This is a genomic window from Pseudomonas gorinensis (assembly GCF_042015035.1).
In the GTDB taxonomy this organism is placed as follows: Bacteria; Pseudomonadota; Gammaproteobacteria; order Pseudomonadales; family Pseudomonadaceae; genus Aquipseudomonas; species Aquipseudomonas gorinensis.
In genome coordinates this window covers 6,160,877-6,185,595 of record NZ_CP167125.1, presented here as the reverse complement: position 1 = coordinate 6,185,595, position 24,719 = coordinate 6,160,877, and the positions used below count along the sequence as shown (strand labels likewise).

Sequence of the window (24,719 nt, the reverse complement as noted above, 5' to 3'; positions counted from 1 at the left end):
CCATGTCGAACTTAGTGACCAATGCTGGACACGCCCATGTCGATGACCATGGGCACGATGACCATCACCACGACTCGGGGCCAATGACCGTCTTCGGTTTCTGGCTCTACCTGATGACCGACTGCATCTTGTTTGCGTCGATCTTCGCGGTGTACGCGGTACTGGTAAACAACGTAGCGGGTGGCCCGTCGGGCCACGACATCTTCGAACTGCCTTACGTGCTCGGCGAAACCGCCTTGCTGTTGTTCAGTTCGATCACCTACGGCTTCGCCATGTTGGCCTTCTACAAGGGCAACAAGAAGGGCGTACTGAGCTGGTTGGCACTGACCTTCCTGTTCGGCCTGGGCTTCATCGGCATGGAGATCAACGAGTTCCACCTGCTGATCTCCGAAGGCTACGGCCCGCACCGCAGTGGTTTCCTGTCGGCGTTCTTCACGCTGGTAGGCACCCACGGCCTGCACGTTTCGGCTGGCCTGCTGTGGATGGCGGTGATGATGTATCAGGTCAATAAGCACGGCCTGACCAACACCAACAAGACTCGCCTGAGCTGCCTGAGCCTGTTCTGGCACTTCCTGGACGTAGTCTGGATCTGCGTATTCACCGTCGTCTACTTGATGGGGACTCTGTAATGGCTAATGCACACTCCCATGACAGCCATGATGCGAGCCACGGCAGCGTAAAGTCTTACGCTATCGGCTTCATCCTGTCGGTCATCCTGACCCTGATCCCGTTCGGCCTGGTGATGTACCCAACCCTGCCGAAGTCGATCACGTTGATGATCGTCCTGGCGTTCGCGGTCATTCAGGTCCTGGTTCACCTGGTGTACTTCCTGCACCTGGACCGCTCCGAGGCCCAGCGTGAGAACGTGATTGCGTTCGTGTTCGCAGGCCTGGTGATCGTTCTGCTGGTTGGTCTGTCGCTGTGGATCATGTTCAGCATCCACACCTACATGATGGCGAAGTGAGGTAAGACCCGATGTCGCTTAAGCACTTTATCCAAATCACCAAACCGGGGATCATTTTCGGTAACGTGCTTTCTGTGGCAGGCGGTTTCTTCCTGGCCTCCAAGGGACATGTCGATCTGGCCATCTTCCTGGCTGCAATGATCGGTACGTCCCTGGTGGTAGCTTCCGGTTGTGTGTTCAACAACTGCATCGACCGCGACATCGATATCAAGATGGAACGCACCAAGAATCGCGTGCTGGTCCAGGGGCTTATCTCCCTGAAACTGGCACTGATCTTCGCGACCGTCCTGGGTGTTGCCGGCGTGGTGTTGTTGTACAAGGTGGCCAACCCGCTGGCGGCGCTGTTTGCCGTGATCGGCTTCGTCATCTACGTCGGCCTCTACAGCCTGTACCTCAAGCGCAAGTCGGTTCACGGCACGCTGGTGGGCAGTCTGTCGGGGGCGATGCCGCCGGTGATTGGTTATGTAGCTGTGACCAATAGCTTCGACATGGCCGCGCTGGTGCTGCTGGTGATGTTCAGCCTGTGGCAGATGCCGCATTCCTATGCCATCGCGATCTTCCGTTTCAACGACTACCTGGCTGCGTCGATTCCGGTTCTTCCGGTCAAGCGCGGCATCCAGGTGGCCAAGAAACACATCCTGCTCTACATCCTGGCCTTCCTCGTGGCGACCTTGATGTTGACCTTCAGTGGCTACGCCGGCATGAGCTACCTCGCTGTCGCCGCCGCCATGGGCATGTACTGGTTGTACATGGCCTGGACGGGCTACAAGGCGGTGGACGACACCGTCTGGGCACGCAAGCTGTTCGTGTTCTCGATCTTCACCATCACCGCGCTCAGCGTGATGATGTCCCTGGATTTCCAGGTGCCGAGAGAGTTGTTGCTGACCTACGCGCCCTGAGTGGTTCCAAGCAGTGAACAAGCCCCGCCTTCGTGAGAAGCGCGGGGCTTTTTCTTGGGCGCGGGTTAAATCGGCTGGCGGCTTTCTCGTCATACCTCACTGTATGAGCCGTGCGAATCCATTACCCGCGTACAAGGAGTTGTCACCATGGTCAGCGTCAGTCGTCGCTCCCTTCTCGCCCTGGGCGCGGCCCTGCCCTTGTTGGGGCGCCTGGATTGGGCGGTTGCCAGCCCGCCGCCGGCCAAGGCGGACAAGGTGCGGCTCAACTACAACGAAAGCCCCTACGGCCCTTCAGGTGCTGCCCGCGAAGCGATGCGAGAGGCGATTGCCACTGCCGGACGCTATCCCTACGGCCACATGTACGGCCTGGCCGCGCTGTTCGCCCAGCAGCAGGGGATTGCCGAAGAACAGGTCGCGGTGTTCTCCGGCTCCATGGCGGCGCTACGCTATGCCGTCCTGGCGTTTACCGGTGAAACCCGCGGCCTGGTGATGGCCACGCCGTCCTACGAGGTGCCGCGCCAGGCGGCCGAGTCGCGCAAGGCACCGGTGCGCGAGGTGGACCTCAATACCGAGCACGCCCACGATATCCCCGCCATGCTCGCCGCCGATCCCCAGGCCGGTATGCTCTACGTGTGTAATCCCAACAACCCGACCGGCACCATGACCCCGACCGACGCCATCCGCAAGGCGCTGGCGGACAAGCCCAAAGGCAGTGTGTTGGTGGTGGATGAGGCCTACATCGATTTCTCGGACGCCCCCAGCTGCGTGAGTTGGGTCAAGGAACACGACGACCTGCTGGTGTTGCGCACCTTCTCGAAAATCTACGGCATGGCCGGCGCCCGCATTGGCCTGGCAATCGGTGCCCCGGCGCTGCTGGAGCGCCTCGCGGTGTTCGGCGGCGACAACGTACCGGCAGGCACCGGCTTGCTCGGCGCGCGCGCCAGCCTGGAAGACGTCAAGCTGTTGCCGCAACGCAAGGCGCTCAATGCCCAACGGCGTGAGGAGACCATTACCTGGGTCAAGGCCCGTGGGTTCACCTGCACGGCGTCCCAGAGCAACTGCTTTATGATCGATGTGAAGCAACCGGCCGAGCAGGTGATCGAGAAGCTGGCCGGGCAAGGTGTGCTGATTGGACGGGTGTGGAAGAACTGGCCGCAGTGGGTACGCGTCACGGTGGGGAGCAAGCGCGAGATGGCGCGGTTTCGTGAGGTGTTTGCGGCGCAGATGTCGTCTGTTTAAACAGGCGTACCCTCTTGGCTGACATTTGGGCAGTTCGTCAGAAAGCTGAATTTCGATTTGTAAAACTATAGGCAAGTTGCCTATAGTTTTCCCATGCGTTCTATTTTCTTCGAGACTTCATCGTTTACCGCCACCGTAGGTCATTACCTGACGGATGATGAATATCGATTGCTGCAAAACGAGATGCAGTGGAACCCTTTGGCTGGCGATGTGATGCCCCGTACAGGAGGGTTTCGCAAGCTACGGTGGTCAGATGGCAAGCGTGGTAAAGGAAAGCGTAGTGGCTTACGGGTTATTTACTACTGGCTCACCACTGATGGTCACTTTTGGATGTTTGCTATCTACAACAAAGACGAATTGGAAAATTTGACTGCCGATCAAGAGAAGGCACTTAAAAAGGCCATAGAGGCCGAACTGAAAAAACGAGGTACCCCATGAAAAAGCGCGATCTGTTTGCAGAGTTGATGCAGGGCGTTAGCGACATGACTGCTCACCGAGAAGGCAAAATCACTCTTCGGCAAAGCACTGTGGAGGACAAGCCCGTTCCTGAGGTGTCAGCCCAAGAGATCGTGGCACTGCGGGATAAATTGCATATGTCACAGTCGGTGTTTGCCCGGAGCATACGGACGAGCCCCGGCACGCTGAGAAACTGGGAACAGGACAAATCCAAACCCAATGCTCAGGCCGCACTCCTGATCAGGCTGGTTGAAAAGTTTCCGGATATGGTGGATCGATTGGCGACCGTCTGAATCATCGGCAACAAAAAGCCCCGCATTGGCAACACCGTGCGGGGCTTTTTGGCTTCAGGTTACTGCTGCGCGATGCTGTACCCATCAAACGCTGTCTGCTGCTGCAATGCGGTTATCACGCTCTTGCGGCTCAGCGGCTGTTCGGCGCCGGAGTTATCCACAAAGCTCTCAACCTCCAGTTCGGCCTCGTCGCCTTCACCCACAAAGCTGAAGCCCAGGAACTCGAACGCGGCCCGGTCGACATTCAGTTTGGAGCGTGGCGTGCGCAGTGGCAGGGTGACGCTGATGCCGTCCTTGCTGATCACAAACACTTCGGCTTCTTTCTTGGGCCGTGCGGCCTTGCCCTTGCCGGCGCTTGGGTTGCTGATGGCCTGGTGGGACTGGTTCAGCACCTTGAGGGCCAGTCCGTAGACCAGCTCCTGGAACTCCGGGTCGTCCTTGAAGCTGGACAGGATGCGGCTGATCGAGAACTGGCTGCTCAGGTTTTCCAGGGCGGCGTTATCGGCGGCCTCGGCGTCCTTGAGTTGCTTGAGCTGGCCCATCAGGTCGTAGGCTTTGTCGTCGTCGAAGGCATCGTGAGCCTGGCGGATCGCCACGCGCAGTTCGCGGATCTGGTCGCTTTCCTTGGAGGTGTGGAACGCGTCCAGCACCATCTCGCTGATGATCTTGGCCGCAGGCAGGTGCTGTGAAAGATTGATGGCGTTTTCGTATTCAGCTTTGGATTGCAAGGCGACTACGGATTCTTCGGCGGATTCTGCGGTGTAGGAATCGGACATTGAAATTTCACTACTTCAGTAAGCGGAACAAAAAAGCGTCGCGCATTTTCAGGGGGGCAGGGGATCAGGTCAAGGCAGGTTCCGGCTGATGGGCAGGTATCTACACAACTTTGACTCAACGCTGAACGTCCGGCAGATAGGGCTGTTGTGGCGAGCGGTGTTGTGGCAAGCGGGCCTGTGGCGAGCGGGCTTGTGGCGAGCGGGCTTGTCCCGCGTTGGGCTGCGTAGCAGCCCCAGTAAAGAAGAACGCGGTGTATCAGACACTCTGTAGAGGCTGGTTTTGGTGCTGCTTCGCAGCCCAACGCGGGACAAGCCCGCTCGCCACAGGGAGATTTGTCAGGGGCTGAAAAGTGGTTATGCCGATGGCCTCCATGAGAACTTCCCGCTCGGGCAGGGCGGGTTGTCGGACCAGGCCGCTGTGGACGTGGCCGCATACTGCTCGGGCCAACCGCGTCTGGGCTTCCCGGACAAGGTCAAGGACTGGCCCAACGGTGGCAATCCGGCGGATGCGCCCGACTAGTCCAGTTGCTTGAGGCAGGCCTGGAGGATATCCAGGCCTTCCTCCAGCACTGCCGGCTCAATGGTCAACGGTGCGAGCAGGCGGATGATGTGTCGCGATTTGCCGCTGGGCATCAGCAGTAAGCCGGCGGCGCGTGCCAGGCCCAGCAGCTGTGTCAGTTGCTGGGGCGCAGGCGTGCCGTCGGCTTGCGCCAGTTCGATGCCGCGCATCGCGCCGACGCCGGTCAGACGGCCCAGGTAGGGTGACAGGCGCTGCGCGCGCCAGCGCTCATAGCGGCTGATGATCGCGGCTTCCTGCTGTGCACCCCACACCTGTAAATGTGCGTCCGTCATGACTTCAAGGGTGGCCAGCGCCGCGGCACAGGCGATCGGGTTGCCGGAGTAGGTGCCGCCGAGGCCGCCCTTGGGCAGGTTGTCCATCAGCGCCTGGCGCCCGACCACTGCCCCCAGCGGCACGCCGCCGGCGATGCTTTTGCCGAGCAGGATCAGGTCCGGTTCGATACCCAGGCGCGAGAAGGCGAAGCGCTGGCCGGTGCGACCGAAGCCGGACTGGATCTCATCGGCAATCAGCAGGATATTTTTCTCATCGCAAAAACGCCGAAGGGCCTGGGCGAACTCGATATCCAGGGCCAGGAAACCGCCTTCGCCCTGCACCGGTTCGATAATGAAACAGGCCACGTCGTTGACGTCGATTTCCACGCTGAACAGACGGTCCATGGCCTTGAGTGCTTCGGCGCAAGTCACACCGTTGTCGGCGCTGGGGTAGGGCAGGTGATACACCGGGCCGGGCAAGACACCGACCTTTTGCTTGTAAGGCGCGACCTTGCCGTTGAGGTTCAAGGTGGCCAGGGTGCGCCCGTGGAAGGCGCCGTCAAAAGCGATGACGGCGCTGCGGCCGGTGGCGCCCCTGACGATCTTCAAGGCATTCTCCGCCGCTTCTGCGCCGCTGTTGGTCAGCATGCCGCTGACCGGGTAGTCCACCGGAATGAAGGCCGTCAGTCGATCCATCAATTCAATGTAGGGCCTATGGGGCGCGGCGTTGAAGGCGTAGTGGGTCAGTTGCGTTGCCTGGTCGCGAATGGCCTCTACCACCGCCGGATGGCAATGACCGAGGTTGAGCACGCCGATGCCGCCGACGAAGTCGATATAGCGCTTGCCCGTGGTGTCCCAGACCTCGGCGTTCCTGCCGTGGCTGAGGCTGATGGGGTGGACGACGGAAATCGATTGGCTGATGGTTTCGCGGCTCATGAATCTCGGACTCGGCAATGTTGGGCGTGTTTTTATCTAAGCCGTGAGCCCGGCCCTGGGGCAAACGAAATAAAGTCGCCGGGTCATTCCAAATCGGAAGGAGCTGTTGCCAAAAGGTCGTTTGTGGCAACGCCGCAAAGCCCTTGATACTGCCGGGCAACATAGAGATCGGTGCGATGTGCTCAACACCGAGCAGCCGGTTCGTTGCCCTCGGGCGTTATTCCGACACGATATCCTTGCCTGCCGCCTTGGATCGGTACAGCGCCTGGTCGGCGCGAGCCATCAGGGCGGTCGGCGGTTCCCCCGTACGCCGCTCCACCACGCCGAGGCTCAGGGTGACGTTGAAATCGCCCACGGCGGGCAGTTGCGCGATCCTTTGGCGGATGCGCTCGGCCAACGCTTTCGCCGCCTCCAGCGGGCTTTTGGGCAGTACCACGATAAATTCGTCGCCGCCCCAGCGCGCCAGCAAATCGCCCTGGCGCATGCAGGTTTCCAACCCTTCCACCACCCGCACGAGGGTCTGGTCGCCCACGCCATGGCCGTGTCGATCATTGATCAGCTTGAAGTCATCGATGTCCATGGCGACCAAGGCCAGCGGCAAACGAAAGCGTTCTGCCCGGTCGCATTCCTCCAGCAGCACTTTCTCCAGGCGATAACGGTTTGCGACGCGGGTCAGGGCGTCACGCTCGGCCAGGGAGCGGTTTTCCTCCAATTGCAATTGCAGTTGCTGATTGACCCGTGACAGCTCGCGGGTGCGCTCGGCCACCAGGGCCTCAAGGGATTGATTGCGCCGTTCGAGCTGCTCGATGGAGCTTTTGCGCGTTTGGATATTGCGGTGGGAGCCCACCATCCGCGCTACCGAGTCATCGAGGTTGCGCGCAATGATGTAGCCACGGTCTTCGATCCACAGGTAAGTGCCGTCTTTTTTGCGGCAACGGTACTCGATTTGGTAATGGGGGGACCGACGCTGGAGGTAGTCATCAAACACTGCCATGACGCGAGGGTAATCGTCCGGGTGGATGATGTTCTCCCAGGTGAACACGCTGTTCTCCAGGGAGTGGGGGGGGTAGCCGAGCATTTCATACCAACCCGGGTTGCGGTAGACGAACCCCGTATTGGCGTTCCAGTCCCAAATGCCATCGCTGACCAGTTCCATGACGGCATGCAACATATCGGCGTTGAGGTCAGAAAAGTCATTCCTCAACGAATTGCTGCCAGGTGTATCGTCCATCTGTGCGCTCCCTGCGTTGGCTGGCACTTGGGACCAGCGATATTGACACCGATACTCCGTGGCTGACGCTACTGTACAACGGGCCTTGCACGCTTTGAATAGGGCGGATGCACGGCTCCAGTGTGTGGCTATGGGCCATTATTTGGGCGCCACCATCCTCGTCCGAGGCTTCCCGTCGGCGTTGTGCTGGTAGATCGCTTCAGGCTGGCCTTGTTCGTTGAAAAACACCTGGCCGATGCCTGCTGAGTTCCATAAACGTTCGCCGGCCTGGGCATGTTCCGGGATATGCGGCACCACTTGCATGGTGCGACGGCGGGTGAACCCGTTGAGGGGGGAACGAGGGGAGTAGAGCCAGCGGTTAAGGCGGTCGAACCATTCCAGCAAGCGTGGCGGGAATTCGTTCTTGATGCCGCTGCTGGTGATCTGCCAGATGTTCGGGCCGGCGTTGCGGTGGCGGATCAGCACTTCGTACACGAACGAGTAATGCACGTCGCCCGAGAGGATCACGTAGTTACCCGGCGTGCGGGAGTGGCGGAAAATATTGAGGATGACTTGGGCGGCGCCGCGATGGGCCATCCAGTTTTCGGCATCCACCAGCAGCGGGTGGCCGCACCAACTGAACACCTTCTGCACGGTCTCGATCAGCTTGACGCCAAAAATCGGCGCGGGCGAGACGATGATGGCCGAGGGGTGGTCCAGCAGTTGCTGTTGCAGTTCGCTCAAGGCCTCCCAGTCCAGCAGGCCGGAGGGTTGTTTGAGGTTGAATTCGCTGCGCCAGCGACGGGTGCGGGTGTCGAGCACCACCAGGGCGGGAGTGGTGGGCAGCCTGTAATGCCATTGCTGGAATTTCAGCAGGGCTTCAAGTAGCGCATCCTGGGCGGCGGCGTCCAGGTGGTTGCCGCGCGCCTGGGCGGCCAACGCCTGGGTTTGCGCTACCAGCGCGTCAAACACCTCGGGCTGGTTACCCCAGCCCTGGCACAGCAGGTAAGCGAGCAGGGCATTGCCGATGATGCGTTTGGAGAAGGGGTGGCCATAGGCAGTTTCTTCCCACTGGGCGCTGAGGTTCCAGTCGTCGGTGATGTCGTGATCGTCAAAGATCATCAATGTGGACAGATGGGCAAATACCCGTGCCACACCCGGCAGGCCATCGCGAAATCGATCGAGTTGCACCTGCTCTCGGGCATACCGGTGCTGTTCATCGGCACTCAGTTGCGGTGGCTGCGGTGTGATCAGGCGCCAGGGCGCGGGCGACCAGGCCAGCAAATACATCGCCATCACTTCGGCGAAGGTCACCAGGTGGTTGTCGGCAGTGCTGCTGGTGAAGATCGGTTTCTTCACGCCGCCAAAAAAGCGTTCGCGCAGGGTCTCGTTGCTGTCCAGCGCGGGCAAAAGGTCCGCTCGGTGGTAATAGCTCGCGCGATGCCCATAGAGGCTGGCGCTGTCGTCCACCACCGCGCCTTCCAGGTATTCATCGAACAGGCCCAGGCATGTGATCAAGGCGTGAATCGCCCGCAGCATCGGCCCGGCCACATCGTCGGCGTACACCTGGTCGCCGCTCATCATCAACAGCGCGGGGCGCTCCGCCGGCGTGGGCGCGCTGGCCAGCAGGCGATCGACGCAGAGCAAGCCTTCGTCGGCAGGGTGGTGCGGTTTGCGGCAGGAGCCGTGCACCAATTGGCGAATGCGGCTATGCAGGACAAAACCCGGGGTGTCGGCGTTGCCATACAGCAAGTGTGGCGCCCACTCGGCAATGCCGGTGCCATCGACCAGCAGGTCGTAGCCGATCATCACATCCTGGGGCAGGGCATCGGCCAGTGGGAGGTCGATCAAATGGATAAACGCATGGCGCCCTACGGGCACGACTTGGCATTGCGCTTGAGCCAGTGGGAACGCCAGTGTCTGCCCGGCAACCTGCAGCTTGAGGGTCAATGCCAGTTCACGGCTGCCCATCAGCCACATCACCAGGCGCTGGGGCTCGAGACGTCGCAGCATAGGGCCGGCGAGGACGGCGGGCAGGGTGCCAGCTTGAAGCATAGGAATAGCGGCTCGGTGGTAAAGGGCCTCAAGGGTAAACCAGCGGATGTCGCTTTTTTGTCAAGGCGGGATGTCGAGCAAAGGAAAGGGGCCGGTAAAAGTGGCCCCTCTCTTTACTGCTTAAAGCACGTTACCGTTACCCAGGCTCTCCAGGTTGCCAGAGCGAGTGTTTCGCCGGGGCGTGCCCTGGTTGTGGGTATCAGTGGTCGATTCCTGCTCCGGCGTTTGCTGCTGCGTCGGTCGGCGTTGTGGTTCAGGCGCGGCTTCGACTTGCCGGTGGGGGTTGAAGTAGTTAGCGGTAGAGCCAAAAAAGATATCGATCATGAAAACCTCTGCTCTGTCGGGGCGTTGAATCAGCGTGATCAACGCACATCGAACCTACAGAGAGGGAAAGGGCTGGCCTATAAACGCCTTGCGTCAAGACATGACCCGGTGATCGTTATCGAGCCATGGCCATGCAGCGCAATGGCTCGGTCATGCAGGTTCGAACATCCGTCCGGGCCCCGATCTTCAAGCATCAGGTGTGAGTGCCTTCAATCACCTTGGGCACGGTAAAACGGAACTCACTGCCACGCCCCACCTCACTTTCGGCAACGATTTTTCCTCCGTGGGCCTGGACAATGCCCTGCGTGATATACAGCCCCAGCCCGCTGCCGGTGGGATTGTTTTCGGTCTGGGTCCAGTAGCGGTCGAACACATAGGGCAACTGCTCCGGTGCAATGCCATCACCGGAGTCGCGTACCGAGACCACAATTTCTTCACCGTTGCTCATGGCGCTGATGCCGATATTGCCCTGGCGCGGGGTGAACTTGATGGCGTTGCCGATCAGGTTCGACAGCACCTGGAACAGACGCTCCGGGTCGCCATTGATCTGCAGGCCGGGCTCGGCGTTGAAGGACAGGTCGATGCCTTTTTCCAGCGCCAGCGGCGCGAGAAGGGAGTAGGCCTCCTCGAACATCTGGCCAACGTCCAGCGCCACCGGCTTGACCACGTAGCGTCCCGCCTCGATTTTCGAGGTGTCGAGCAAGTCTTCCAGCAGCACATTCATGCGCGCGGCGGCTTGCTGCATGGTGTCGATCGCCGAGGAAATTCGTCGCGAGGTGTGGGGGCCTTCGGAGCTGAACGTCTTTTGCATCATGCCGCAGAGCATCGAGATGACCGTCATCGGGTTGCGCAGATCGTGGGAGACCACCGCCACCAGTTCATCACGGGCCCGCACCGCCTGTTGCTCGCGCAGTACCTGTCGCGCCAGGTCATTTTCCAGTGCGGAGCGGCGCAGGTCGTTGGCCGCAAAGCGGTCGCCATGGCTCCACTTGGTGGAGATGCCGGCCATTTCCACTTTCCAGATTTCAAACGAGGTGCGTGGGCGCAGGCGCAGGCCGGCGTCGGAGTTTTCCAGGTCCAGCGGTTTGCTCGGGTCGCCGCTCCAGTTGATGTTTTCTTTCACTTCCGGGCGGAACCACAGCACACCGTTGTCCACCGGCTTAGGCAGGCTCATGGCCAATACCCCGCTGGCGACCTTTTGAAACGCCGCCGCCGGTGGGTAGACCGAGGCCAGGTGATGGCTGGCGAATACCGGCTCGCCGCTTTCCTGCAACCACTGATGCAGCGCACGGATCTGCGCCGGCTCCGGGCAGTTACCGTAGCGGTGCAGTTGTTTGTCTTCGATGATCGCCACGCCGCCGGACAGGGTCAGGTCCATGAGCCATTGGCCGTGCTGGGCCAGGCCATCGAACACGGTGTTCTCAGAGGCTTTCATGGCGGCATCGAGCAGCGCCAGCGTTTCGACTTTTTCTTCGCGTTGACGGCTCAGGTCGAGGGCCTCCATGGCACTGATCTGCAGCGACAGCACCTGGCCGATGGTCTGGCAGGCGATGCGCAATTCATTGGGCACCAGCAGCGGTTCGCGATTGCCGCAACTGATCAGGCCCCAGAGTGTGTCACCCTTCATCAACGAGATGCTCATGGACGACAGCACGCCCATGTTCTGCATGTACTGGCAGTGAATCGGCGACACGCTGCGCAGAGTGGCGAAGCTCAGGTCCAGGGGCTCGCCGTTGTCCGGGCGCAGTTTGGGCAGCAGTGGCACCGGCTCGTAGGCGGCGTTCGGGATGATGCGTAGCCAGTTGGTGCGGTACAGCTCGCGGGCCTGCTCCGGGATATCGGACGCGGGGAAGAACAGCCCGTTGAACCGTTCCATGGACGGTGCCGATGCTTCGGCGATCACCTGGCCATGGCCTTCTTCTTCGAAGCGATAGATCAACACGCGGTCATAGCCGGTCATGGCCTGGATTTCAGTCACGCTGATTTCGTACAGCGCTTGCAGGGTTTTCGCTGATTGCAGGCGTTGCAGCATCTTGCCCAAGTCACTGGTGCGGCCATTCAGCGCCCGTGGGTGGAAATCCTTGAGGTGCGGTTCGAACTCCAGTACCAGCACACCCTGGTGACGGTGCAGCAGGCCTTCGAACGCTGCGCCGTTCAGGCTGACGAGCAGCGGCGGCGCGTCGAAAAAGCTGTTGTGCTCAGCCATGGCCTGTACGGCTTGGCCGTGCTCGGCACCGATCAGCATATGCAAGGGTTGGCCCAGCAGTGTCTCGGGTGCGTGGCCGAACAAGGTGCCCACGTTGGCGCTGACCTGGATGATATTCAGCTCAGGTTCTGACAGCGTCAGTAGCACGCCGTGAGGTTGAATCGCCCCCGGAAAACGGATCGGCTCGTTGGCACAGTTGGTAAGCAGCTTTTCAAAATCTTCGGGTTTCATAGCAGTACCTCCTGGCTGTCGAGCCATTGCTCAAAGCAGCTGAATGTTGAACGGGCCGCGTCTACCGCGCGCTGTCTGGCGGGCGTGTCCAATGGCTGGCGGCCTAGAAAGTCGAGAAAATCCGTCCAGCGCCGACCGGTCTCGGCGCCGTACACATCGAGAAACGCAGCGCCGTTATCCGCGTCCAGGCCCAGGCGCTGAGCCATTTCCCGGCGCAGCACCTGGCCGCCCAGGGTCGCGCCTTCCAGTACATACAGGGCACCGAGGCAGGCAGCGGGAGTGTCGAGGCGGGGCAGGTCTGTACAAGGCGGCAGGGTATGAATGGTAGCGTCACTCAAGCCCAGGGCGTGAAGATCGCTGACCAGGGTGGGCGTTTTCACACGCATGGCCTGGTCGAATCCGTCGGGGATCAAGTCACTGTCGTACAACGCGGCTTCCATCGGGCGATAAAACCCGTAGTACGCCCGGAGCAGGCGCTCGTACCAGTGGGCATCCAGGCGCTCGGAGAAAAATGGCAGACGCTTTTCGAGGACGACATGCAGCAGGGCAGTGCCCGCCCGCAGCGCTTCGAGTAAGGAGGGCGCATCTACGTCATGGGCCTGTGAGTGCATTCGGTGAGCTCGGACTGTGGGTCTTGCGACCATGAATGACGCGTGGAAATGGGCGGCGATTCTACACAACCGATGGCCGTCAACTGAACGAGAAAGGCGAATGTGCTGACCAGCGGATCAGAAAAGTCGCTCCCTGCCTCATTAATGACCCCGATGCCGGTGCCGAAGTTCGGCACACGTGATGTCGCGACGCTATTAGTGCATGGAAGATTCCTGTTGGGTCAAGGCCGTTTGCACGCATTCGAGCAGGTGCTCCGTGCTCCACGGCTTGGGCAAAAACCTCACGCTGGCGCCCAATTGCGAAGCCATGGCCCGGTTGCCTGAGGTCAATACCACCGGGACGGATGGCCAACGGTGCGCCACCACGCGGCTCAAGTCATAGCCGTTCAACAGGCCAGGCATCTGGATATCGCTGACAATCAGGTCCACCCGGTCATCGGCCCGCTCCAGGAAAATCATGCCTTCATCCGCCGAAGGAAACGAGGTCACGAGCGCCCCGAATTCCTCCAGTACATCCACCATCAACGATCGAATGATCTCGTCGTCTTCCAATACCAAAATCGATGGCTGAGCCATGATCCTTACTCCACCATCAGGGTTCAGTAGGGTGGAGTGGACGCTGGTCGAATAGGTTCGATTGGAAGTTTTATATGCGATGGATGGTCAATCGAAGCCTGGCAGGCCAGGTTCGCTCGTTTGCCTGGCGCAGAGTGCCTGCGCCAGGATACCCTGCGCGAAAATCAGGGACAGGCCCGATATCCGAGCCATTTGAACAAGGTCGTCAACCGTGAATGCCCCCGCCTCGCCCTTACTGGACAACACCCTCGGCAACCGCATGATCAAGGTCGACCACGCGGGTGAGCACGGTGCGATCTGCATCTATAGTGGCCAACGGTTCATGGCGCGGTTGTTCAACCCGGCCCTGGTGGCCGAACTCACGCAGTTTCTCGACGACGAACGCCGCCACCGGGCGGTATTCAAGGCTGAACTACAGCGCCGCGGCTATCCGCGTTGCCGCAGCTATTGGCTGTGCGGGCTTGGTGGCCTGGTGCTGGGGCTGATCACCGGCCTGTGCGGCCGCAAAGCCATCATGACCACCACCGTCGCGGTCGAAAGCGTCGTGCTCAAGCACCTGGCTCATCAGTTGCACACCCTACGTGACATCGACCCGCAGGCGGTCAGTGCCATTGCGTCCATCGTGGCTGAAGAGCAGCACCACCATGACCAATCGGCGGCGCAGATTGATGTGAGTGACCCATGGTTCAGGCTGTTGACGCCCGTGGTCACCGCCTGGACCGAAGCGGTGATCTGGATGGGCATGCGTTCCTGACAAGCAGGCATAATGACCGGTACCGTCCGATGTGGAGTCACTCATGAAGTACGCCTTCCTTTCCCTCGCCCTGGTCCTCAGTACGGGCTCGGCGTATGCCGCCGGTGATGCCGAGGCGGGCGGCAAGCTGTTCGCCAAGACCTGCGGCGGTTGCCACAGCATCGGCGAAGGGGCCCGCGGTGGGTTTGGCCCCGAACTCAACGGCATCATCGGCCGCCCCGCCGGCACCACCACCGACTACCAGTATTCAGACGCGATGAAGAACTCCGGCGTGGTCTGGACCCGAGACAAGCTTGCGGCCTATATCGAGGCGCCGAAGAAGGTGGTGAGCGGCACGCGCATGATTTTCTGGGGCATCAGTGACCCGGAAAAGATCGACAATATCCTGGCCTACCTCGAGACATTCCAACCCCAGTGATCATTCCCGCACATTCCTGAACAGCATCAACCGCGCACTCTCATGCAGCCCCCGGGTCAGCGCCTGCAGGCGTTGAAAGGCCTCGGGGTGCTGGTTGGCGACGTCGTCACGGGGCGTCGCTGATGCCAGGTCATGCAGGGTGGGGGAACTGCCGTCGTGCTGCATCTGCAACAGGAAGTCCTGGGTTACGCCACCGATGATCGGGAATGTGCCTTCGCGCAACACCAACGGCACCATGCGCTCGCCCTCCGGTGCGGGTTGCTGGATATCCCTGCCCAGTGTGCCGTTGCGAAAAGGAATGCCCGCCATGCCGGCCACCGTGGGCAGCAGATCCGCCAGGCCGACGGCCTCTTCGATGACCCGTGGTGACAGGCCGGGCGCGTGGATCAGCAGCGGCACGTTATTGCTTTCCAAGCCTAACTGCTCGAAAGCCGGCGCCATATGCGGGATCTGGCTGATGCGGGTGTTGTGGTCGCCGAAGAACACAAAAATGCTGTTGTCGTAATAGCCGCCCGCCTTGGCCATCTCCATCAACCGCCCGATGTTGTAGTCCAGCAGGCGCACGGCGTTGTACTGCTCGACACTGCGCGAGCCGGCGGCCTGGACTTGCTCCAGCGACAGGTGTTTGACCTCGAAGCCGTCGTTGAACTTGGGGATCGTAAAGGGCCGATGGTTACCCGAGGTTTGCAGGTAGGCGAAGAACGGTTGGCCCTTGGGCACGGCACGTAACAGCGCGTCACCTTCCTTGAAGAGGTCCAGGTCGGATATGCCCCATACGTCGACCCGGGGCGAGCGCCAGTGGCTTTCTTCAAACAGCTGCACGCCGTCGATGCTCTGGCGGATCAGTGCATTGATGTTCGCCCAGCCGGCATTGCCGCCGATCATGTAGAACTTCTGGTACCCCTCGAACGCATTGATCAGCGTGTGTTGCCGAGTGATCAGCGGGTTACGCGTGGCCGTCTCCTGACGGGTGACATCCGGCACACCGGTGATGCTGGCCCACACGGTTTTGGCAGTGCCGGTGACGGGGACGTAGAAGTGTTTGAAAAACCAGCTTTGTGTGGCCAGCTGGTCCAGGTTCGGTGTGGGGTTGAGCGGGTTGCCATAGGCGCCCACGGCGCTGGTGCCGAGGGATTCGAGCATCACGAAGATGACGTTGGGCGGTTGCTCGCCGCCCAGCCGATAGGGTTGCACGCCTTGTTCGCGGATGAAACTCAGGGACTGGGCATCGGGCTGGGCCACGCCCAGGTACTGGGCGACTTGCGGGTAATACTGGCGGACCTGGGCTTCATCGAACTGCGATTGGCCGACCTTGAGTGTGTCGTACAAAAACAGCACCGGGTTCAGGCCCACGGCGGCCAGTTGGCTGTTGCCGGAAAAGAATGCATCGCTCCAGCGCAGGGGGACCGGGTTTTCCAGGTTGAGATGGGCGACACGCCCGAGCAGGGCGAGCAGCACCGCGACGACACCCATCACACTCACCACCGCCAGTGCCGGCTTGCCGATGGCGGTGGGCGCTCGATCCAGGGTCAACCGCTCCAGGCGGACCAACGCCCAGACCCAAAGCGCCACCGCCGCGAGCCAGCAGGCGGTTATCCATAGCACCGGGTAGGTTTCCCACACCATCTGCTGGGAAATTTGCGCGTCTTGCAGGTAACGCAGCACCGTCGCATTGATACGTACGCCGAGGTAGGCGTAGTGGCCGAAATCGATGATGTAGACCAGCCCCACCACCGCCAGTGCGATGGCCAGATAACCGCGCGCCAGCCAGCGCAGGGCCGGCAGGGTGGTGAGGTTCCAGCGCGGCAACCACGCCAGCACGGCCAGCGGCAGCAGGATCAATACCGCCAGGCGCAGGTCGAAACGCAGGCCGATACCCAGGGTTTCCAACAGCGCCGGGGTGTTCAAATCCAGGCCGGAAAAACCCAGCACAAACACCAGCCGCAATGCCGCCAGCAACACAAACACCCACCCGATCGCGCCCACGCCATAGCGCAGGCGGCGTGATTGCAACGCACTCATCTATTTTCCCATTGTTTAAAACAACACAAGTCCAATGTGGGAGCGGCTTGCTCCCGATGGGGGGCGTTCAGTGCCGGATGTACTGACTGACACGCCGCCATCGGGAGCAAGCGCCCTCCCACAGTTTTAGTTGCATGAGTCCAGCGACCACGCAGTAGCCCGCCAAGAGCGGGTCGACCAGATAATCCCAATAGTTTTCTGACGCCTTGAGCCGTAACGCAAAAGCCAACGTGCCCATCGCCAACATCCACACCGCCAGCGTATTCCGCAGCCACAGCATCAACAGGGCGGTGGCCGCCACCAGTACGATCATCGGCCGCGGGTTGAAACCCCAGCGGTACGGGTCGACATACGTCAGGCCCAACGTGGCCGGATACAGCACCAGGCTCAGCAGGCCAAACAGCAGCAACATCTGCACCTGATGGGGGCGCCTGAGCGGCTGCACCACCCCCAATCGACACAGCCCCACCCACGCCAGCAACACCAACGTGCTGATCGCCAAGTCATCGGTAAAACTGCGTACATACGCCGCCAGTGGCAGCTCGTTGACTGGGATAAAACTCACCGCCACCAGCACCGGCAGCAACCACGGTCGCCAAGGTGCGGTGACGCGCAGGGCGCACAGCGCCACAAACCCCAGCAGCACAAAACTCAAATGGGCTTGCCACAGAGAAACCATCAGAGACGCTCCTCCAGCCAGGCTTCGTTGAAGCTGACATGTTTGATGAAGGTGTTATTCCATGAGTACACCAGGTGGTACATGCCGTCCGGGCTGCGGCTGAAATAGGGGTACTCGTACTCGAAATCGCAACCACGGGGTTTGCATACGCGGTAATCCAGGCTGCTGAGAAAGCGCTCTTCCAAGGGCAGGCGCTTGGCGCCGCTGGAGGCGCGGAAGCCTTCGCCAATGATCGCTTTGTAAGCTTCGGGAGAGAACGGTTGACCGAGCGGGTCCGGAGACTGGTCCAACTGCGCCACCGTGCGCCATTGGCTGAGCTGGGCGTCGGTACCGTAGAGGCTGAGCTTGAAGCGGCCGTCTTGCAGGTCATTGAGGGCCACCAGCAAACCATCGTCCACCGTGCCGACTGCCGCCAGCGACGAGTTGGGGTTGGCCGGCTCCAGCGGATAGGGCTCGCTCCAGGTCTGCCCGGCATCTTCGGTGCGGCTGGCCAGGACGCGGTGATGGGTGTCGCCGGCGTAGCGCAGCATTGCGATGGCGCGCTTGCCGTCCAGCGGCACGATGGTCGGTTGCAGGGAGTTCTTGCCGCGGCTGATGCGGAATTTATCGATCACTGCGCCATCGGCGCTCAAGTACAGGTACTCGGCAAACTTGCCCATGAACTCGTGGTACACCGGCAGGCCGATGGAGCCGTCAGCGTGGAACACCGGCGCGGCGCGCACCAGGGTGCTGATGTTAAAGAACGGCGAGGTCACCAGTTGCCTCGGTGCCGACCAGTTCGCACCGAGGTCGTCCGACACCATCACGTTGATCGCACTGGTGGCCCAGCCGCCGACCGACACCGACACATAAAACATCCACAGGCGTTTGTCCGGCGCCATGGCGATCACCGGGTTGCCCAGTTTGCGGATATAACGCTGGGTGCCGTCGCGGGTGCTTTCCCGGGTCGCCAGCACCTGCTCGGCGCCCCATTCCCCGGTGCGTGCATCGAAGCGTGCGGTGCGCACCTGCACATCGGCGGCGCCTTCGCGCGAGCCGGCGAACCACACGGCCATCAGGTCGCCGCCAGGCAGGGCAGTGACGGAAGAGGAATGCACAAAGTCGGTGAGCTGGGAGGACACGAACCGGCTGCTGTACTGCGCGGGCGCCGCAACTTTGGCGGTGTTCGGGCTGGCCTCGGCAAACGGTGCCAGTACATGGGGCGGATGGCTCTGCCAGGCGGCGAAAAACACCGCGAGCAGGCTGCAAATCAATAGAGCGGAGCGCATAGAGCACCTGTCGGGAAAAGGATTACTGCGCACGCTCATCCGGCAGGCGCTTCCTGCGACCGGTGAGCATGGATAACGGCAGGTTGTCCCGTACCTGGATGCTTTCGAATACCGCCGCCAGCACATGCACACTCACCAAGCCCAGCAGTAGATTGGCTGCGGTCTCGTGGGTCTGCAGCGGCCAGTCGGCGCCCCACAAGGCGTCGACTTCCTGCATCAGGAAACCGCTGATGCCGATGGTCAGCAGGGCCAGCAACATCAGCAGCATCACCAGCGCACCCAGCGGCGAATGGCCCAGGCGGTGGTGCGGCCGGCCATTGAACAGCGAGCGTACATGGGCATTGAGCCGCTTTGGCGTCGGCCAGAAATCTGCCCAACGCGCACTGCGCGGCCCGATGAATCCCCACACTGTTCGAACCAGCAGCCAGGCCATGGCGTAGTAGCCCAGCCAGACGTGCCAGTCGTCGCCCGCTTCGTTAAAGAAGTAATTGGCAACGAAGACCCCGGCGATGGACAGATGAAACAGCCTCACCAGCGGGTCCCACAGGCGCAGGGATTCGCCTGGCATCAGCCTTTGATCTCAGTCTTCACGGCTTTGCCGGTGACCGGGTCGTGGTAGATCTCGACCTTGCGTTTGTCTTTGTCGAAGCCATAGATCTCATAGCAGTTGCCGTCGGTGACCTTGAATTTGCTGATCTCGTAGCCTTCGGCCTTGAGCTTGTCCTGGAAGACCTTTTCGTCTTGCCATTGCGAACGCTCGGCGGTGGTGCACTGCGGGCCGGCGAGGGCCAGGGGGCTGGCGATGACCAGGGACAGCAGGAGAATTTTGCGCATGGAAAAGCTCTCAGCAGTTGTGGGAGATTTCACAGTGCAAAACCAACCTTAGTGCAAGCTTAGTTGGCAACGAGTCGTAACATCTTTCCCGAAATAGCCCCGCTCAGAACCCGGCATGATGCCGCCGTTTCCTACAGAGAATTCGTTATGCGCCTGCTGCTTGTCGAAGATGACCGTGCCCTCGGCCAAGGGATCCGGGTGGCCTTGGGCGCTGAGGGCTACACCCTCGACTGGCTGCAGGATGGCGTCGCGGCCTTGCATGCCCTGCGCACGGAAAGCTTCGATCTGTTGCTGCTCGACCTCGGCCTGCCGCGCCTCGATGGCCTGGATCTGTTGCAGCAACTGCGCGCCGAGCAGCACGACCTGCCGGTGCTGATCCTCACTGCCCGCGACGGCACCGCCGAGCGCATCGCCGGTTTGGACGCCGGTGCCGATGATTACCTGGTCAAGCCGTTCGACGTGGAGGAGCTCAAGGCCCGTGTGCGCGCCTTGTTGCGCCGCAGCCAGGGCCGTGCGCAACCGATGCTGGAACACGCTGGCATCAGCCTCGACCCGGCCACCCAGCAAGTGCGCTATCAGGATGAGGACATCATCGTCACCCCCATGGAATACCAACTGCTGCACCAACTGATGGTGCGCCCCGGCAAAGTCGTGACCCGCGAGCGGCTGTCGCGCGCGTTGTATGGCTGGCAGGACCGTGTCGAGAGCAACACCCTGGAAGTATTGATCCATAACCTGCGCAAGAAGTTATCCACCGAGCTGATTCGCACCGTGCGCGGCGTGGGCTATGTGCTGGTGCTCAAACCATGACTTCCGTTCGCGCGCGCATCCTCGTTCCCGTCCTGGTACTGATCCTGCTCGGCGACGCCCTGATCAGCTGGTTGGTGCTGCGCGACAGTCACCACGAAATCGAAGAAGTCTACGACGCGCAACTCGCCCAGAGCGCACGCTTGTTGCAAGGCGTCCTGCGCCAACGCGACCCCGGCGAAGCGGACTGGAACCGCTTGTATGAGGCGTTTGACCAGGCCATGAGCCGCGTGGGTGAGGAGGGCGTTGCCCATCCCTATGAAACCCGCCTGACCTTCCAGGTGTGGCGCACCGATGGTGAGTTGCTGGTGCGTTCCACCGAGGCGCCCGTGCTGGCGGCCCCACCGGCTACCCTCGGCGCCCATGACATTGTGGACAACGGCAACGACTGGTGCGCGTTCCTCCTCGCCGACCCGCAACAGGGCCTGCTGATCTGGGTGGGCGAGCGCGACGACATTCGCCAGGACCTGATCCAGCGCATCGTGCGCCACACCCTCTGGCCGACCCTGATCGGCGTGCCGCTGCTGGCGCTGTTGATCTGGCTGGTGATCGGCTGGGGCCTCAAGCCCTTGCGTGCCATGGCCCGCAAGATTCGCGGGCGCAACACCGACACCTTGCAGCCGCTGCACCTCAAGCCCTTGCCCAGCGACTTGGAGCCCATGCAAACCGCGCTCAATCGGTTGTTGGTCCAAGTCGACGAACTGCTCGAACGCGAACGCCGTTTTATCGCTGACGCGGCCCATGAGCTGCGCACACCGCTGGCGATCCTGCGGATCCATGCGCAAAACGCCCAAATCGCCGGCACTGAAGAACAACGGCGTGAGGCGTTGGATTTTCTGGTCAATGGGGTCGATCGTGCGACGCGCATTGGCAGCCAGTTACTGACAATGGCGCGCATCGAACCGCAACTGAACAACCCTACGCGCAGCCGTGTGCACTTGACCGAGTTGGTGCGCGAAGAGCTCGCCGAGTTGACCCCGCTGGCCATGGAAAAAGACGTGGAATTGGTGCTGGAAGGGAACGAGGAGTGCTGGGTCGAGACCGACCCCGTGGCGCTGGCCATTGCGTTGCAGAACCTGGTGACCAACGCCCTCAACTTCTCCCCGCTGGGGGGCGAGGTGAAAGTGGTGATTGGCGTCCATTGCTTGAGCGTGGAAGACCAGGGCCCGGGGATTGATGAGGCGCAAATCGGGCGCTTGTTCGAGCGCTTTTACAGCCAGGGCAACGCCAATGGCGCAGGGCTGGGACTGGCGATTGTGCAGATGATCGTCGGCAAGATCGGCTGTCGGTTGGCGCTGCATAATCGTGAGCGAGGCGGGTTGTGCGCGCGGTTGGTGTTTGACGAGAGCTGACGCGAAATGTGTGAACGCAATGTCAGTCGCGACGAAGATCAAATGTGGGAGCTGTCGAGCCCCGGCGAGGCCGCGATGGGATCACCTCGGTAAGCCTGTCAGGCCGCAGCCCTGCATCGCGGACTTTCCACTGCGGAACATTCTGTTTAATCACCGGTCCAGTTATCATCGTCTTTCACCCTGATAAGGACATCCTCCCGTGAAGCGAATCGCGCTGCTCTCCCTCGCCCTGGCCCTGTGCGCCTGCCAATCGAACCAACGTGACTCATCGCCCAGCCTGCTCAAGGACGGTATCCAGTTCCGTCAGAAAACCGTGGCCGTCGACGCGGACCACGCCAAAGTCATCATGAAGGCCAGCGGCGGCACCAACCCCGTCGAATTCGCCATCCGCCGCGAAGGCGACCCCGACCAACGCCCGGAAACGCTTGGCACCGTGATGGACACCGGCGAAGGCAAGGTCTTCAACTGGATCGCCAAGCTCAACCAGACTGTCGCCAGCGCCGGGTTCAAGCGTTTTCCACAGTTGGAGATCCAGGCGGATCCTGGCAAGAAACTTACCGTGTCCAGCTCGGCGCGCAGCCAGGGCACCGGGGCTTACTACAGCTGCGGGCCGGTGATGAGCACGTTCAGCCCGGAGAAGGCCAAGGTGTATCTGGTGGAGTTCCAGTTCAAGTTTGACCGTTCTGGGTGTGCGCAGCAGGTGTTTGATATTACGGATCCGGCGAATCGGGTGTTGATTGGGGGGGAGGGGAGTGAGGCGAAAGAGGGTTAGATGGCCGGCCCGAACAAATGCGAGTGCTGCGCTTGGAAGGACCTGAAGGTTTGATACTTCCAGCGCTCTCCGCCGGGGTCTTCATCGGTCGTGCTGACTTCGCCGAAGTACCAATGCTCTGATTCGAAAACGTTTCCTTTTTCGTCCTCGTGGATGAAGTGAAAGCCAGCTTCGTGGATGCCTGGCGGAACGACCAACTCCCATTCACGAGCAAGGCTTCGGCCGGTGATACGGGTTTGGCGGAAGTACTCGTAGTCGAAGGGTTGGGTGTGGCCGAGATAGCGGGCTTTGTCGGTGTAGACACAGACTCGGCTGGAGAACATGTCCGGGACCATAATGCAGGCAACAACCCAGCACTCAGGGTCTTCGTCTGATCGTGCTTCAACCAGGTGGCCTGCAACCTTGATCAACTGTTGAGCGCAATGCGCCAGGATTTTCGGTGTGGTTTGATTACCTTCCACAAGATTTTCGATAACGGGGATTCTTTCATTTACGTAGTCGGGTTGCGACGGTAACTCTTCGTAAAAGCAGCCTTCGAAGCTATCTGCCCAGCGGGTCAGGGCTCTGAGGTGCCTGGGGATGTTGCGGAGTTTTTTGTTTGTCAGTGACAGTCTGCGCATGAAGCTGAATTCTCCAAGTCTGCGTTATTCGTTTGTATCTTCGTAATCAAACGCGATGAAGTAGTCGCTTTCTGAAAGAGCAATCTCATGAGCGAAGTGTGTCTGTATTAGTGATAGCCATTCCCGCCGCAGTTCAAACATGCCGTTATTGACGTCCTCGTCTACCGACAGCCCAAGTTTAGAAATAACGGAGTAGTCGTTTCCTAAGTCCGCTGAGTTCTCCGTTCCGCGTAGCCACTCTGTGGTTCTGTCGAACCATTCCAATCTCACTATTATCCCCATGTGGTCCTCATAGATATTTTTTGATGTTTCGTTTTTTTTTCGGTCCTTTTAGCTGCTCGCCGGTTATGTGGCTGAACGCACCTAAATGGCTCCCATCACTTGCTAGATAAACTTCTAACTCTCCATGTTGCGAGTCCCATTCATAGATCCTCCGGCCTTTTTCCTCAATCCAACGCTCTCTCAGCCCGGCACCTCCCTGTCTGGGAGTCATGGGTTTTGCTTTTATCAGGCTTTCAAAGCCAGTTATTTGTTCCGTATTAGGAGCCTTGTGGTACTTGTGATCCCCAGCCTTAACACTAACCACCACATACAGCGGCCGAACCCCCGACTCCACCGGGAATACCAGAATAAAATCCCGATACTCCGACGGATAAATCGGGTTCACCAGAATCTGCGCTGCCTTCTCCGTCGGCGGGTAAATCCAGATCACCGGCGCTTGCGGCGCAGCCTCCAAGGCCGGAATACCCAGCGTGTCACTTGGATCAACCGCGGGCGTCCAAATCAGCTCCACGCCCTCATCCAAATCCGCCACGAATTGATCGCCACGGTGTTGGAACTGCACCACATCAATCATCTGCCAATCGGCATGGTTGCCCGTGTAAAACCCATACCCCTTGAGGGTGCCGTCCTCGCCCTGCTCAATGTGCAGACGCATTTGCGAGCGCGCTTTTTGCAACGAACGCAATTGTTCCTCGCTGTACAGCGCGCTATCGCCCAGTTCCGATGGCCACACCAACGCCACCAGACCGGCGAGCAGACCCCCCGCCATCGTGCCGGCAGCCGCCGCCGTCGATTCCAGAACTGCCGAGCGCAACGCCAGCTGCCCCAGGCCAACAGGCAGGGCGCTGCCGCTGATCTTGCTTAGGGCAACGACGCCCCGGGTACCGACTTCGCGCCCGCCCAACAGGCTGAAATGGCCGTAGTCCTTGATCAGCTCAAGCGGTACGTAGCCGGTGGGGTTTGCGTAGCGAATGATGCCGTCGGGCAGCTTGCAGGGTTTGGTGAACACGCAACCGGCTGGCTTGGCGGGTGCCGAGGTTGGCGCTGGGGGAGGGGCGAATATGTCGATTGCCGGAAAATAGGGTGCTGGCGTCGGCTGTCGGCTCAGGATGCGCTGCTTGAGTTGTTCTTCTTCGGTGATGGGATACGCGCGTTCTGACATGACGGGCTCACTTCCTTGTGCGAGGGAGTGAGCCTATTAACGATAACGGAAACCTGACACTCGCAATGTTCGATGAAGTACGTGAGAAAAGTCAGCTGAAACGCGACGAGTCTTGACGAGTATTTTTCTACCTTTGAGGCGA

At 60.5% G+C, this 24,719-nt stretch carries 27 protein-coding genes and 1 pseudogene; 12 read left to right on the top strand and 16 right to left on the bottom strand.

The window, feature by feature from the left end; all coding sequences use genetic code 11:
• The first annotated feature begins 2 nt into the window (after positions 1-2).
• The 6 genes from AB7933_RS28295 to AB7933_RS28270 all read left to right on the top strand — a co-directional run bounded on the left by AB7933_RS28295 (position 3) and on the right by AB7933_RS28270 (position 3,851).
• Positions 3-629 (top strand): cytochrome o ubiquinol oxidase subunit III, encoded by a 627-nt coding sequence (locus AB7933_RS28295; RefSeq protein WP_024077337.1) that lies wholly within the window; start codon positions 3-5, stop codon positions 627-629.
• On the top strand, positions 629-964 hold the full coding sequence (gene cyoD, locus AB7933_RS28290; protein WP_003176003.1) for a cytochrome o ubiquinol oxidase subunit IV: 336 nt from the start codon (positions 629-631) through the stop codon (positions 962-964). The genes AB7933_RS28295 and cyoD overlap by 1 nt, the downstream gene beginning before the upstream one ends.
• 11 nt (positions 965-975) lie before the next feature.
• Entirely contained in the window at positions 976-1,863 is an 888-nt protein-coding gene (cyoE, locus tag AB7933_RS28285; RefSeq protein ID WP_024077336.1) for a heme o synthase, read from the top strand.
• 147 nt (positions 1,864-2,010) lie between these two features.
• On the top strand, positions 2,011-3,102 hold the full coding sequence (locus AB7933_RS28280) for a pyridoxal phosphate-dependent aminotransferase (protein WP_024077335.1): 1,092 nt from the start codon (positions 2,011-2,013) through the stop codon (positions 3,100-3,102).
• Between the two features lie 93 nt (positions 3,103-3,195).
• Entirely contained in the window at positions 3,196-3,540 is a 345-nt protein-coding gene (locus AB7933_RS28275; RefSeq protein WP_024077334.1) for a toxin HigB-2, read from the top strand.
• Complete coding sequence (locus AB7933_RS28270; protein ID WP_024077333.1) at positions 3,537-3,851, top strand: helix-turn-helix domain-containing protein; 315 nt, start codon at positions 3,537-3,539, stop codon at positions 3,849-3,851. Before AB7933_RS28275 ends, AB7933_RS28270 begins: the two co-directional genes overlap by 4 nt.
• A 59-nt stretch (positions 3,852-3,910) precedes the next feature.
• Here AB7933_RS28270 and AB7933_RS28265 read toward each other — a convergent pair whose 3' ends face one another.
• Entirely contained in the window at positions 3,911-4,627 is a 717-nt protein-coding gene (locus tag AB7933_RS28265) for a hypothetical protein (RefSeq protein ID WP_024077332.1), read from the bottom strand.
• A gap of 364 nt (positions 4,628-4,991) precedes the next feature.
• On the opposite strand from AB7933_RS28265, the pseudogene AB7933_RS28260 reads away from it, so the two are divergent.
• Positions 4,992-5,147 (top strand): annotated as a pseudogene (locus tag AB7933_RS28260) (hypothetical protein); the annotation flags it as partial.
• Here the strand turns inward: AB7933_RS28260 and AB7933_RS28255 are convergent.
• The 7 genes from AB7933_RS28255 to AB7933_RS28225 form a co-directional block, all read right to left on the bottom strand.
• The gene (locus tag AB7933_RS28255) at positions 5,144-6,394 is read right to left on the bottom strand and encodes a 2-aminoadipate transaminase (protein ID WP_024077330.1); all 1,251 of its coding nucleotides are present in this window, start codon (positions 6,392-6,394) and stop codon (positions 5,144-5,146) included. The pseudogene AB7933_RS28260 and the gene AB7933_RS28255 sit on opposite strands and share 4 nt — an antisense overlap.
• A 217-nt stretch (positions 6,395-6,611) precedes the next feature.
• Positions 6,612-7,625, bottom strand: a complete 1,014-nt coding sequence (locus AB7933_RS28250; protein ID WP_024077329.1) for a sensor domain-containing diguanylate cyclase — start codon at positions 7,623-7,625, stop codon at positions 6,612-6,614.
• 138 nt (positions 7,626-7,763) lie between these two features.
• Positions 7,764-9,659, bottom strand: coding sequence for an alkaline phosphatase D family protein (locus AB7933_RS28245; protein ID WP_024077328.1), 1,896 nt, complete (start codon positions 9,657-9,659; stop codon positions 7,764-7,766).
• 120 nt (positions 9,660-9,779) lie between these two features.
• Positions 9,780-9,983 (bottom strand): hypothetical protein, encoded by a 204-nt coding sequence (locus tag AB7933_RS28240; protein WP_102668308.1) that lies wholly within the window; start codon positions 9,981-9,983, stop codon positions 9,780-9,782.
• 193 nt (positions 9,984-10,176) lie between these two features.
• On the bottom strand, positions 10,177-12,420 hold the full coding sequence (locus AB7933_RS28235; RefSeq protein ID WP_024077327.1) for an ATP-binding protein: 2,244 nt from the start codon (positions 12,418-12,420) through the stop codon (positions 10,177-10,179).
• Positions 12,417-13,031: a biliverdin-producing heme oxygenase gene (locus AB7933_RS28230; protein ID WP_024077326.1), complete on the bottom strand. Its 615-nt coding sequence runs from the start codon at positions 13,029-13,031 to the stop codon at positions 12,417-12,419. Before AB7933_RS28230 ends, AB7933_RS28235 begins: the two co-directional genes overlap by 4 nt.
• Before the next feature lie 195 nt (positions 13,032-13,226).
• Complete coding sequence (locus AB7933_RS28225; protein ID WP_024077325.1) at positions 13,227-13,607, bottom strand: response regulator; 381 nt, start codon at positions 13,605-13,607, stop codon at positions 13,227-13,229.
• Positions 13,608-13,818: 211 nt separating this feature from the next.
• Between AB7933_RS28225 and AB7933_RS28220 the strand changes: the two genes are divergently transcribed.
• Positions 13,819-14,361 (top strand): demethoxyubiquinone hydroxylase family protein, encoded by a 543-nt coding sequence (locus AB7933_RS28220; protein ID WP_223817888.1) that lies wholly within the window; start codon positions 13,819-13,821, stop codon positions 14,359-14,361.
• Between the two features lie 43 nt (positions 14,362-14,404).
• Entirely contained in the window at positions 14,405-14,779 is a 375-nt protein-coding gene (locus AB7933_RS28215) for a c-type cytochrome (RefSeq protein ID WP_024077322.1), read from the top strand.
• On the opposite strand, the gene AB7933_RS28210 is transcribed toward AB7933_RS28215, so the two are convergent.
• The 5 genes from AB7933_RS28210 to AB7933_RS28190 all read right to left on the bottom strand — a co-directional run bounded on the left by AB7933_RS28210 (position 14,780) and on the right by AB7933_RS28190 (position 19,582).
• Positions 14,780-16,801: an LTA synthase family protein gene (locus AB7933_RS28210; RefSeq protein WP_024077321.1), complete on the bottom strand. Its 2,022-nt coding sequence runs from the start codon at positions 16,799-16,801 to the stop codon at positions 14,780-14,782. It abuts the gene before it with no gap.
• A 67-nt stretch (positions 16,802-16,868) separates the two neighbouring features.
• On the bottom strand, positions 16,869-17,480 hold the full coding sequence (locus AB7933_RS28205; RefSeq protein ID WP_024077320.1) for a hypothetical protein: 612 nt from the start codon (positions 17,478-17,480) through the stop codon (positions 16,869-16,871).
• Positions 17,480-18,748, bottom strand: coding sequence for a sialidase family protein (locus AB7933_RS28200; RefSeq protein ID WP_024077319.1), 1,269 nt, complete (start codon positions 18,746-18,748; stop codon positions 17,480-17,482). The genes AB7933_RS28205 and AB7933_RS28200 overlap by 1 nt, the downstream gene beginning before the upstream one ends.
• Before the next feature lie 22 nt (positions 18,749-18,770).
• Positions 18,771-19,316 (bottom strand): cytochrome b/b6 domain-containing protein, encoded by a 546-nt coding sequence (locus tag AB7933_RS28195; RefSeq protein ID WP_024077318.1) that lies wholly within the window; start codon positions 19,314-19,316, stop codon positions 18,771-18,773.
• Entirely contained in the window at positions 19,316-19,582 is a 267-nt protein-coding gene (locus AB7933_RS28190) for a PepSY domain-containing protein (RefSeq protein WP_041161018.1), read from the bottom strand. The genes AB7933_RS28195 and AB7933_RS28190 overlap by 1 nt, the downstream gene beginning before the upstream one ends.
• Positions 19,583-19,729: 147 nt before the next feature.
• Between AB7933_RS28190 and AB7933_RS28185 the strand changes: the two genes are divergently transcribed.
• The 3 genes from AB7933_RS28185 (at position 19,730) to AB7933_RS28175 (ending at position 22,513) form a co-directional block, all read left to right on the top strand.
• Positions 19,730-20,392, top strand: a complete 663-nt coding sequence (locus AB7933_RS28185) for a response regulator (protein ID WP_024077316.1) — start codon at positions 19,730-19,732, stop codon at positions 20,390-20,392.
• A complete protein-coding gene (locus AB7933_RS28180) occupies positions 20,389-21,741 on the top strand; it encodes a sensor histidine kinase (RefSeq protein ID WP_024077315.1) in 1,353 nt (450 codons plus the stop codon). The genes AB7933_RS28185 and AB7933_RS28180 overlap by 4 nt, the downstream gene beginning before the upstream one ends.
• A gap of 199 nt (positions 21,742-21,940) precedes the next feature.
• Positions 21,941-22,513 (top strand): hypothetical protein, encoded by a 573-nt coding sequence (locus AB7933_RS28175; protein WP_024077314.1) that lies wholly within the window; start codon positions 21,941-21,943, stop codon positions 22,511-22,513.
• Here AB7933_RS28175 and AB7933_RS28170 read toward each other — a convergent pair.
• Genes AB7933_RS28170 through AB7933_RS28160 form a run of 3 tightly spaced genes read right to left on the bottom strand, consistent with a single transcriptional unit; the run spans position 22,510 to position 24,577 of the window.
• Entirely contained in the window at positions 22,510-23,133 is a 624-nt protein-coding gene (locus AB7933_RS28170) for a DUF3916 domain-containing protein (RefSeq protein ID WP_024077313.1), read from the bottom strand. The genes AB7933_RS28175 and AB7933_RS28170 overlap by 4 nt on opposite strands.
• Before the next feature lie 24 nt (positions 23,134-23,157).
• Positions 23,158-23,415, bottom strand: coding sequence for a colicin E3-like toxin immunity protein (locus tag AB7933_RS28165; protein WP_024077312.1), 258 nt, complete (start codon positions 23,413-23,415; stop codon positions 23,158-23,160).
• Between the two features lie 7 nt (positions 23,416-23,422).
• Positions 23,423-24,577, bottom strand: a complete 1,155-nt coding sequence (locus tag AB7933_RS28160; RefSeq protein ID WP_024077311.1) for an S-type pyocin domain-containing protein — start codon at positions 24,575-24,577, stop codon at positions 23,423-23,425.
• Positions 24,578-24,719 lie beyond the last annotated feature (142 nt).

Bases quoted from the DNA above. Each gene is read 5' to 3' on its own strand.
- AB7933_RS28215 (WP_024077322.1), top strand. From the start codon at position 14,405: ATGAAGTACGCCTTCCTTTCCCTCGCCCTGGTCCTCAGTACGGGCTCG.
- AB7933_RS28275 (WP_024077334.1), top strand. From the start codon at position 3,196: ATGCGTTCTATTTTCTTCGAGACTTCATCGTTTACCGCCACCGTAGGT.
- cyoE (WP_024077336.1), top strand. From the start codon at position 976: ATGTCGCTTAAGCACTTTATCCAAATCACCAAACCGGGGATCATTTTC.
- AB7933_RS28295 (WP_024077337.1), top strand. From the start codon at position 3: ATGTCGAACTTAGTGACCAATGCTGGACACGCCCATGTCGATGACCAT.
- AB7933_RS28250 (WP_024077329.1), bottom strand. From the start codon at position 7,625: ATGGACGATACACCTGGCAGCAATTCGTTGAGGAATGACTTTTCTGAC.
- AB7933_RS28195 (WP_024077318.1), bottom strand. From the start codon at position 19,316: ATGCCAGGCGAATCCCTGCGCCTGTGGGACCCGCTGGTGAGGCTGTTT.
- AB7933_RS28210 (WP_024077321.1), bottom strand. From the start codon at position 16,801: ATGAGTGCGTTGCAATCACGCCGCCTGCGCTATGGCGTGGGCGCGATC.
- AB7933_RS28160 (WP_024077311.1), bottom strand. From the start codon at position 24,577: ATGTCAGAACGCGCGTATCCCATCACCGAAGAAGAACAACTCAAGCAG.
- AB7933_RS28265 (WP_024077332.1), bottom strand. From the start codon at position 4,627: ATGTCCGATTCCTACACCGCAGAATCCGCCGAAGAATCCGTAGTCGCC.
- AB7933_RS28200 (WP_024077319.1), bottom strand. From the start codon at position 18,748: ATGCGCTCCGCTCTATTGATTTGCAGCCTGCTCGCGGTGTTTTTCGCC.
- cyoD (WP_003176003.1), top strand. From the start codon at position 629: ATGGCTAATGCACACTCCCATGACAGCCATGATGCGAGCCACGGCAGC.
- AB7933_RS28170 (WP_024077313.1), bottom strand. From the start codon at position 23,133: ATGCGCAGACTGTCACTGACAAACAAAAAACTCCGCAACATCCCCAGG.
- AB7933_RS28180 (WP_024077315.1), top strand. From the start codon at position 20,389: ATGACTTCCGTTCGCGCGCGCATCCTCGTTCCCGTCCTGGTACTGATC.
- AB7933_RS28230 (WP_024077326.1), bottom strand. From the start codon at position 13,031: ATGCACTCACAGGCCCATGACGTAGATGCGCCCTCCTTACTCGAAGCG.
- AB7933_RS28255 (WP_024077330.1), bottom strand. From the start codon at position 6,394: ATGAGCCGCGAAACCATCAGCCAATCGATTTCCGTCGTCCACCCCATC.
- AB7933_RS28225 (WP_024077325.1), bottom strand. From the start codon at position 13,607: ATGGCTCAGCCATCGATTTTGGTATTGGAAGACGACGAGATCATTCGA.
- AB7933_RS28165 (WP_024077312.1), bottom strand. From the start codon at position 23,415: ATGGGGATAATAGTGAGATTGGAATGGTTCGACAGAACCACAGAGTGG.
- AB7933_RS28270 (WP_024077333.1), top strand. From the start codon at position 3,537: ATGAAAAAGCGCGATCTGTTTGCAGAGTTGATGCAGGGCGTTAGCGAC.
- AB7933_RS28235 (WP_024077327.1), bottom strand. From the start codon at position 12,420: ATGAAACCCGAAGATTTTGAAAAGCTGCTTACCAACTGTGCCAACGAG.
- AB7933_RS28185 (WP_024077316.1), top strand. From the start codon at position 19,730: ATGCGCCTGCTGCTTGTCGAAGATGACCGTGCCCTCGGCCAAGGGATC.
- AB7933_RS28240 (WP_102668308.1), bottom strand. From the start codon at position 9,983: ATGATCGATATCTTTTTTGGCTCTACCGCTAACTACTTCAACCCCCAC.
- AB7933_RS28245 (WP_024077328.1), bottom strand. From the start codon at position 9,659: ATGCTTCAAGCTGGCACCCTGCCCGCCGTCCTCGCCGGCCCTATGCTG.
- AB7933_RS28190 (WP_041161018.1), bottom strand. From the start codon at position 19,582: ATGCGCAAAATTCTCCTGCTGTCCCTGGTCATCGCCAGCCCCCTGGCC.
- AB7933_RS28205 (WP_024077320.1), bottom strand. From the start codon at position 17,480: ATGGTTTCTCTGTGGCAAGCCCATTTGAGTTTTGTGCTGCTGGGGTTT.
- AB7933_RS28280 (WP_024077335.1), top strand. From the start codon at position 2,011: ATGGTCAGCGTCAGTCGTCGCTCCCTTCTCGCCCTGGGCGCGGCCCTG.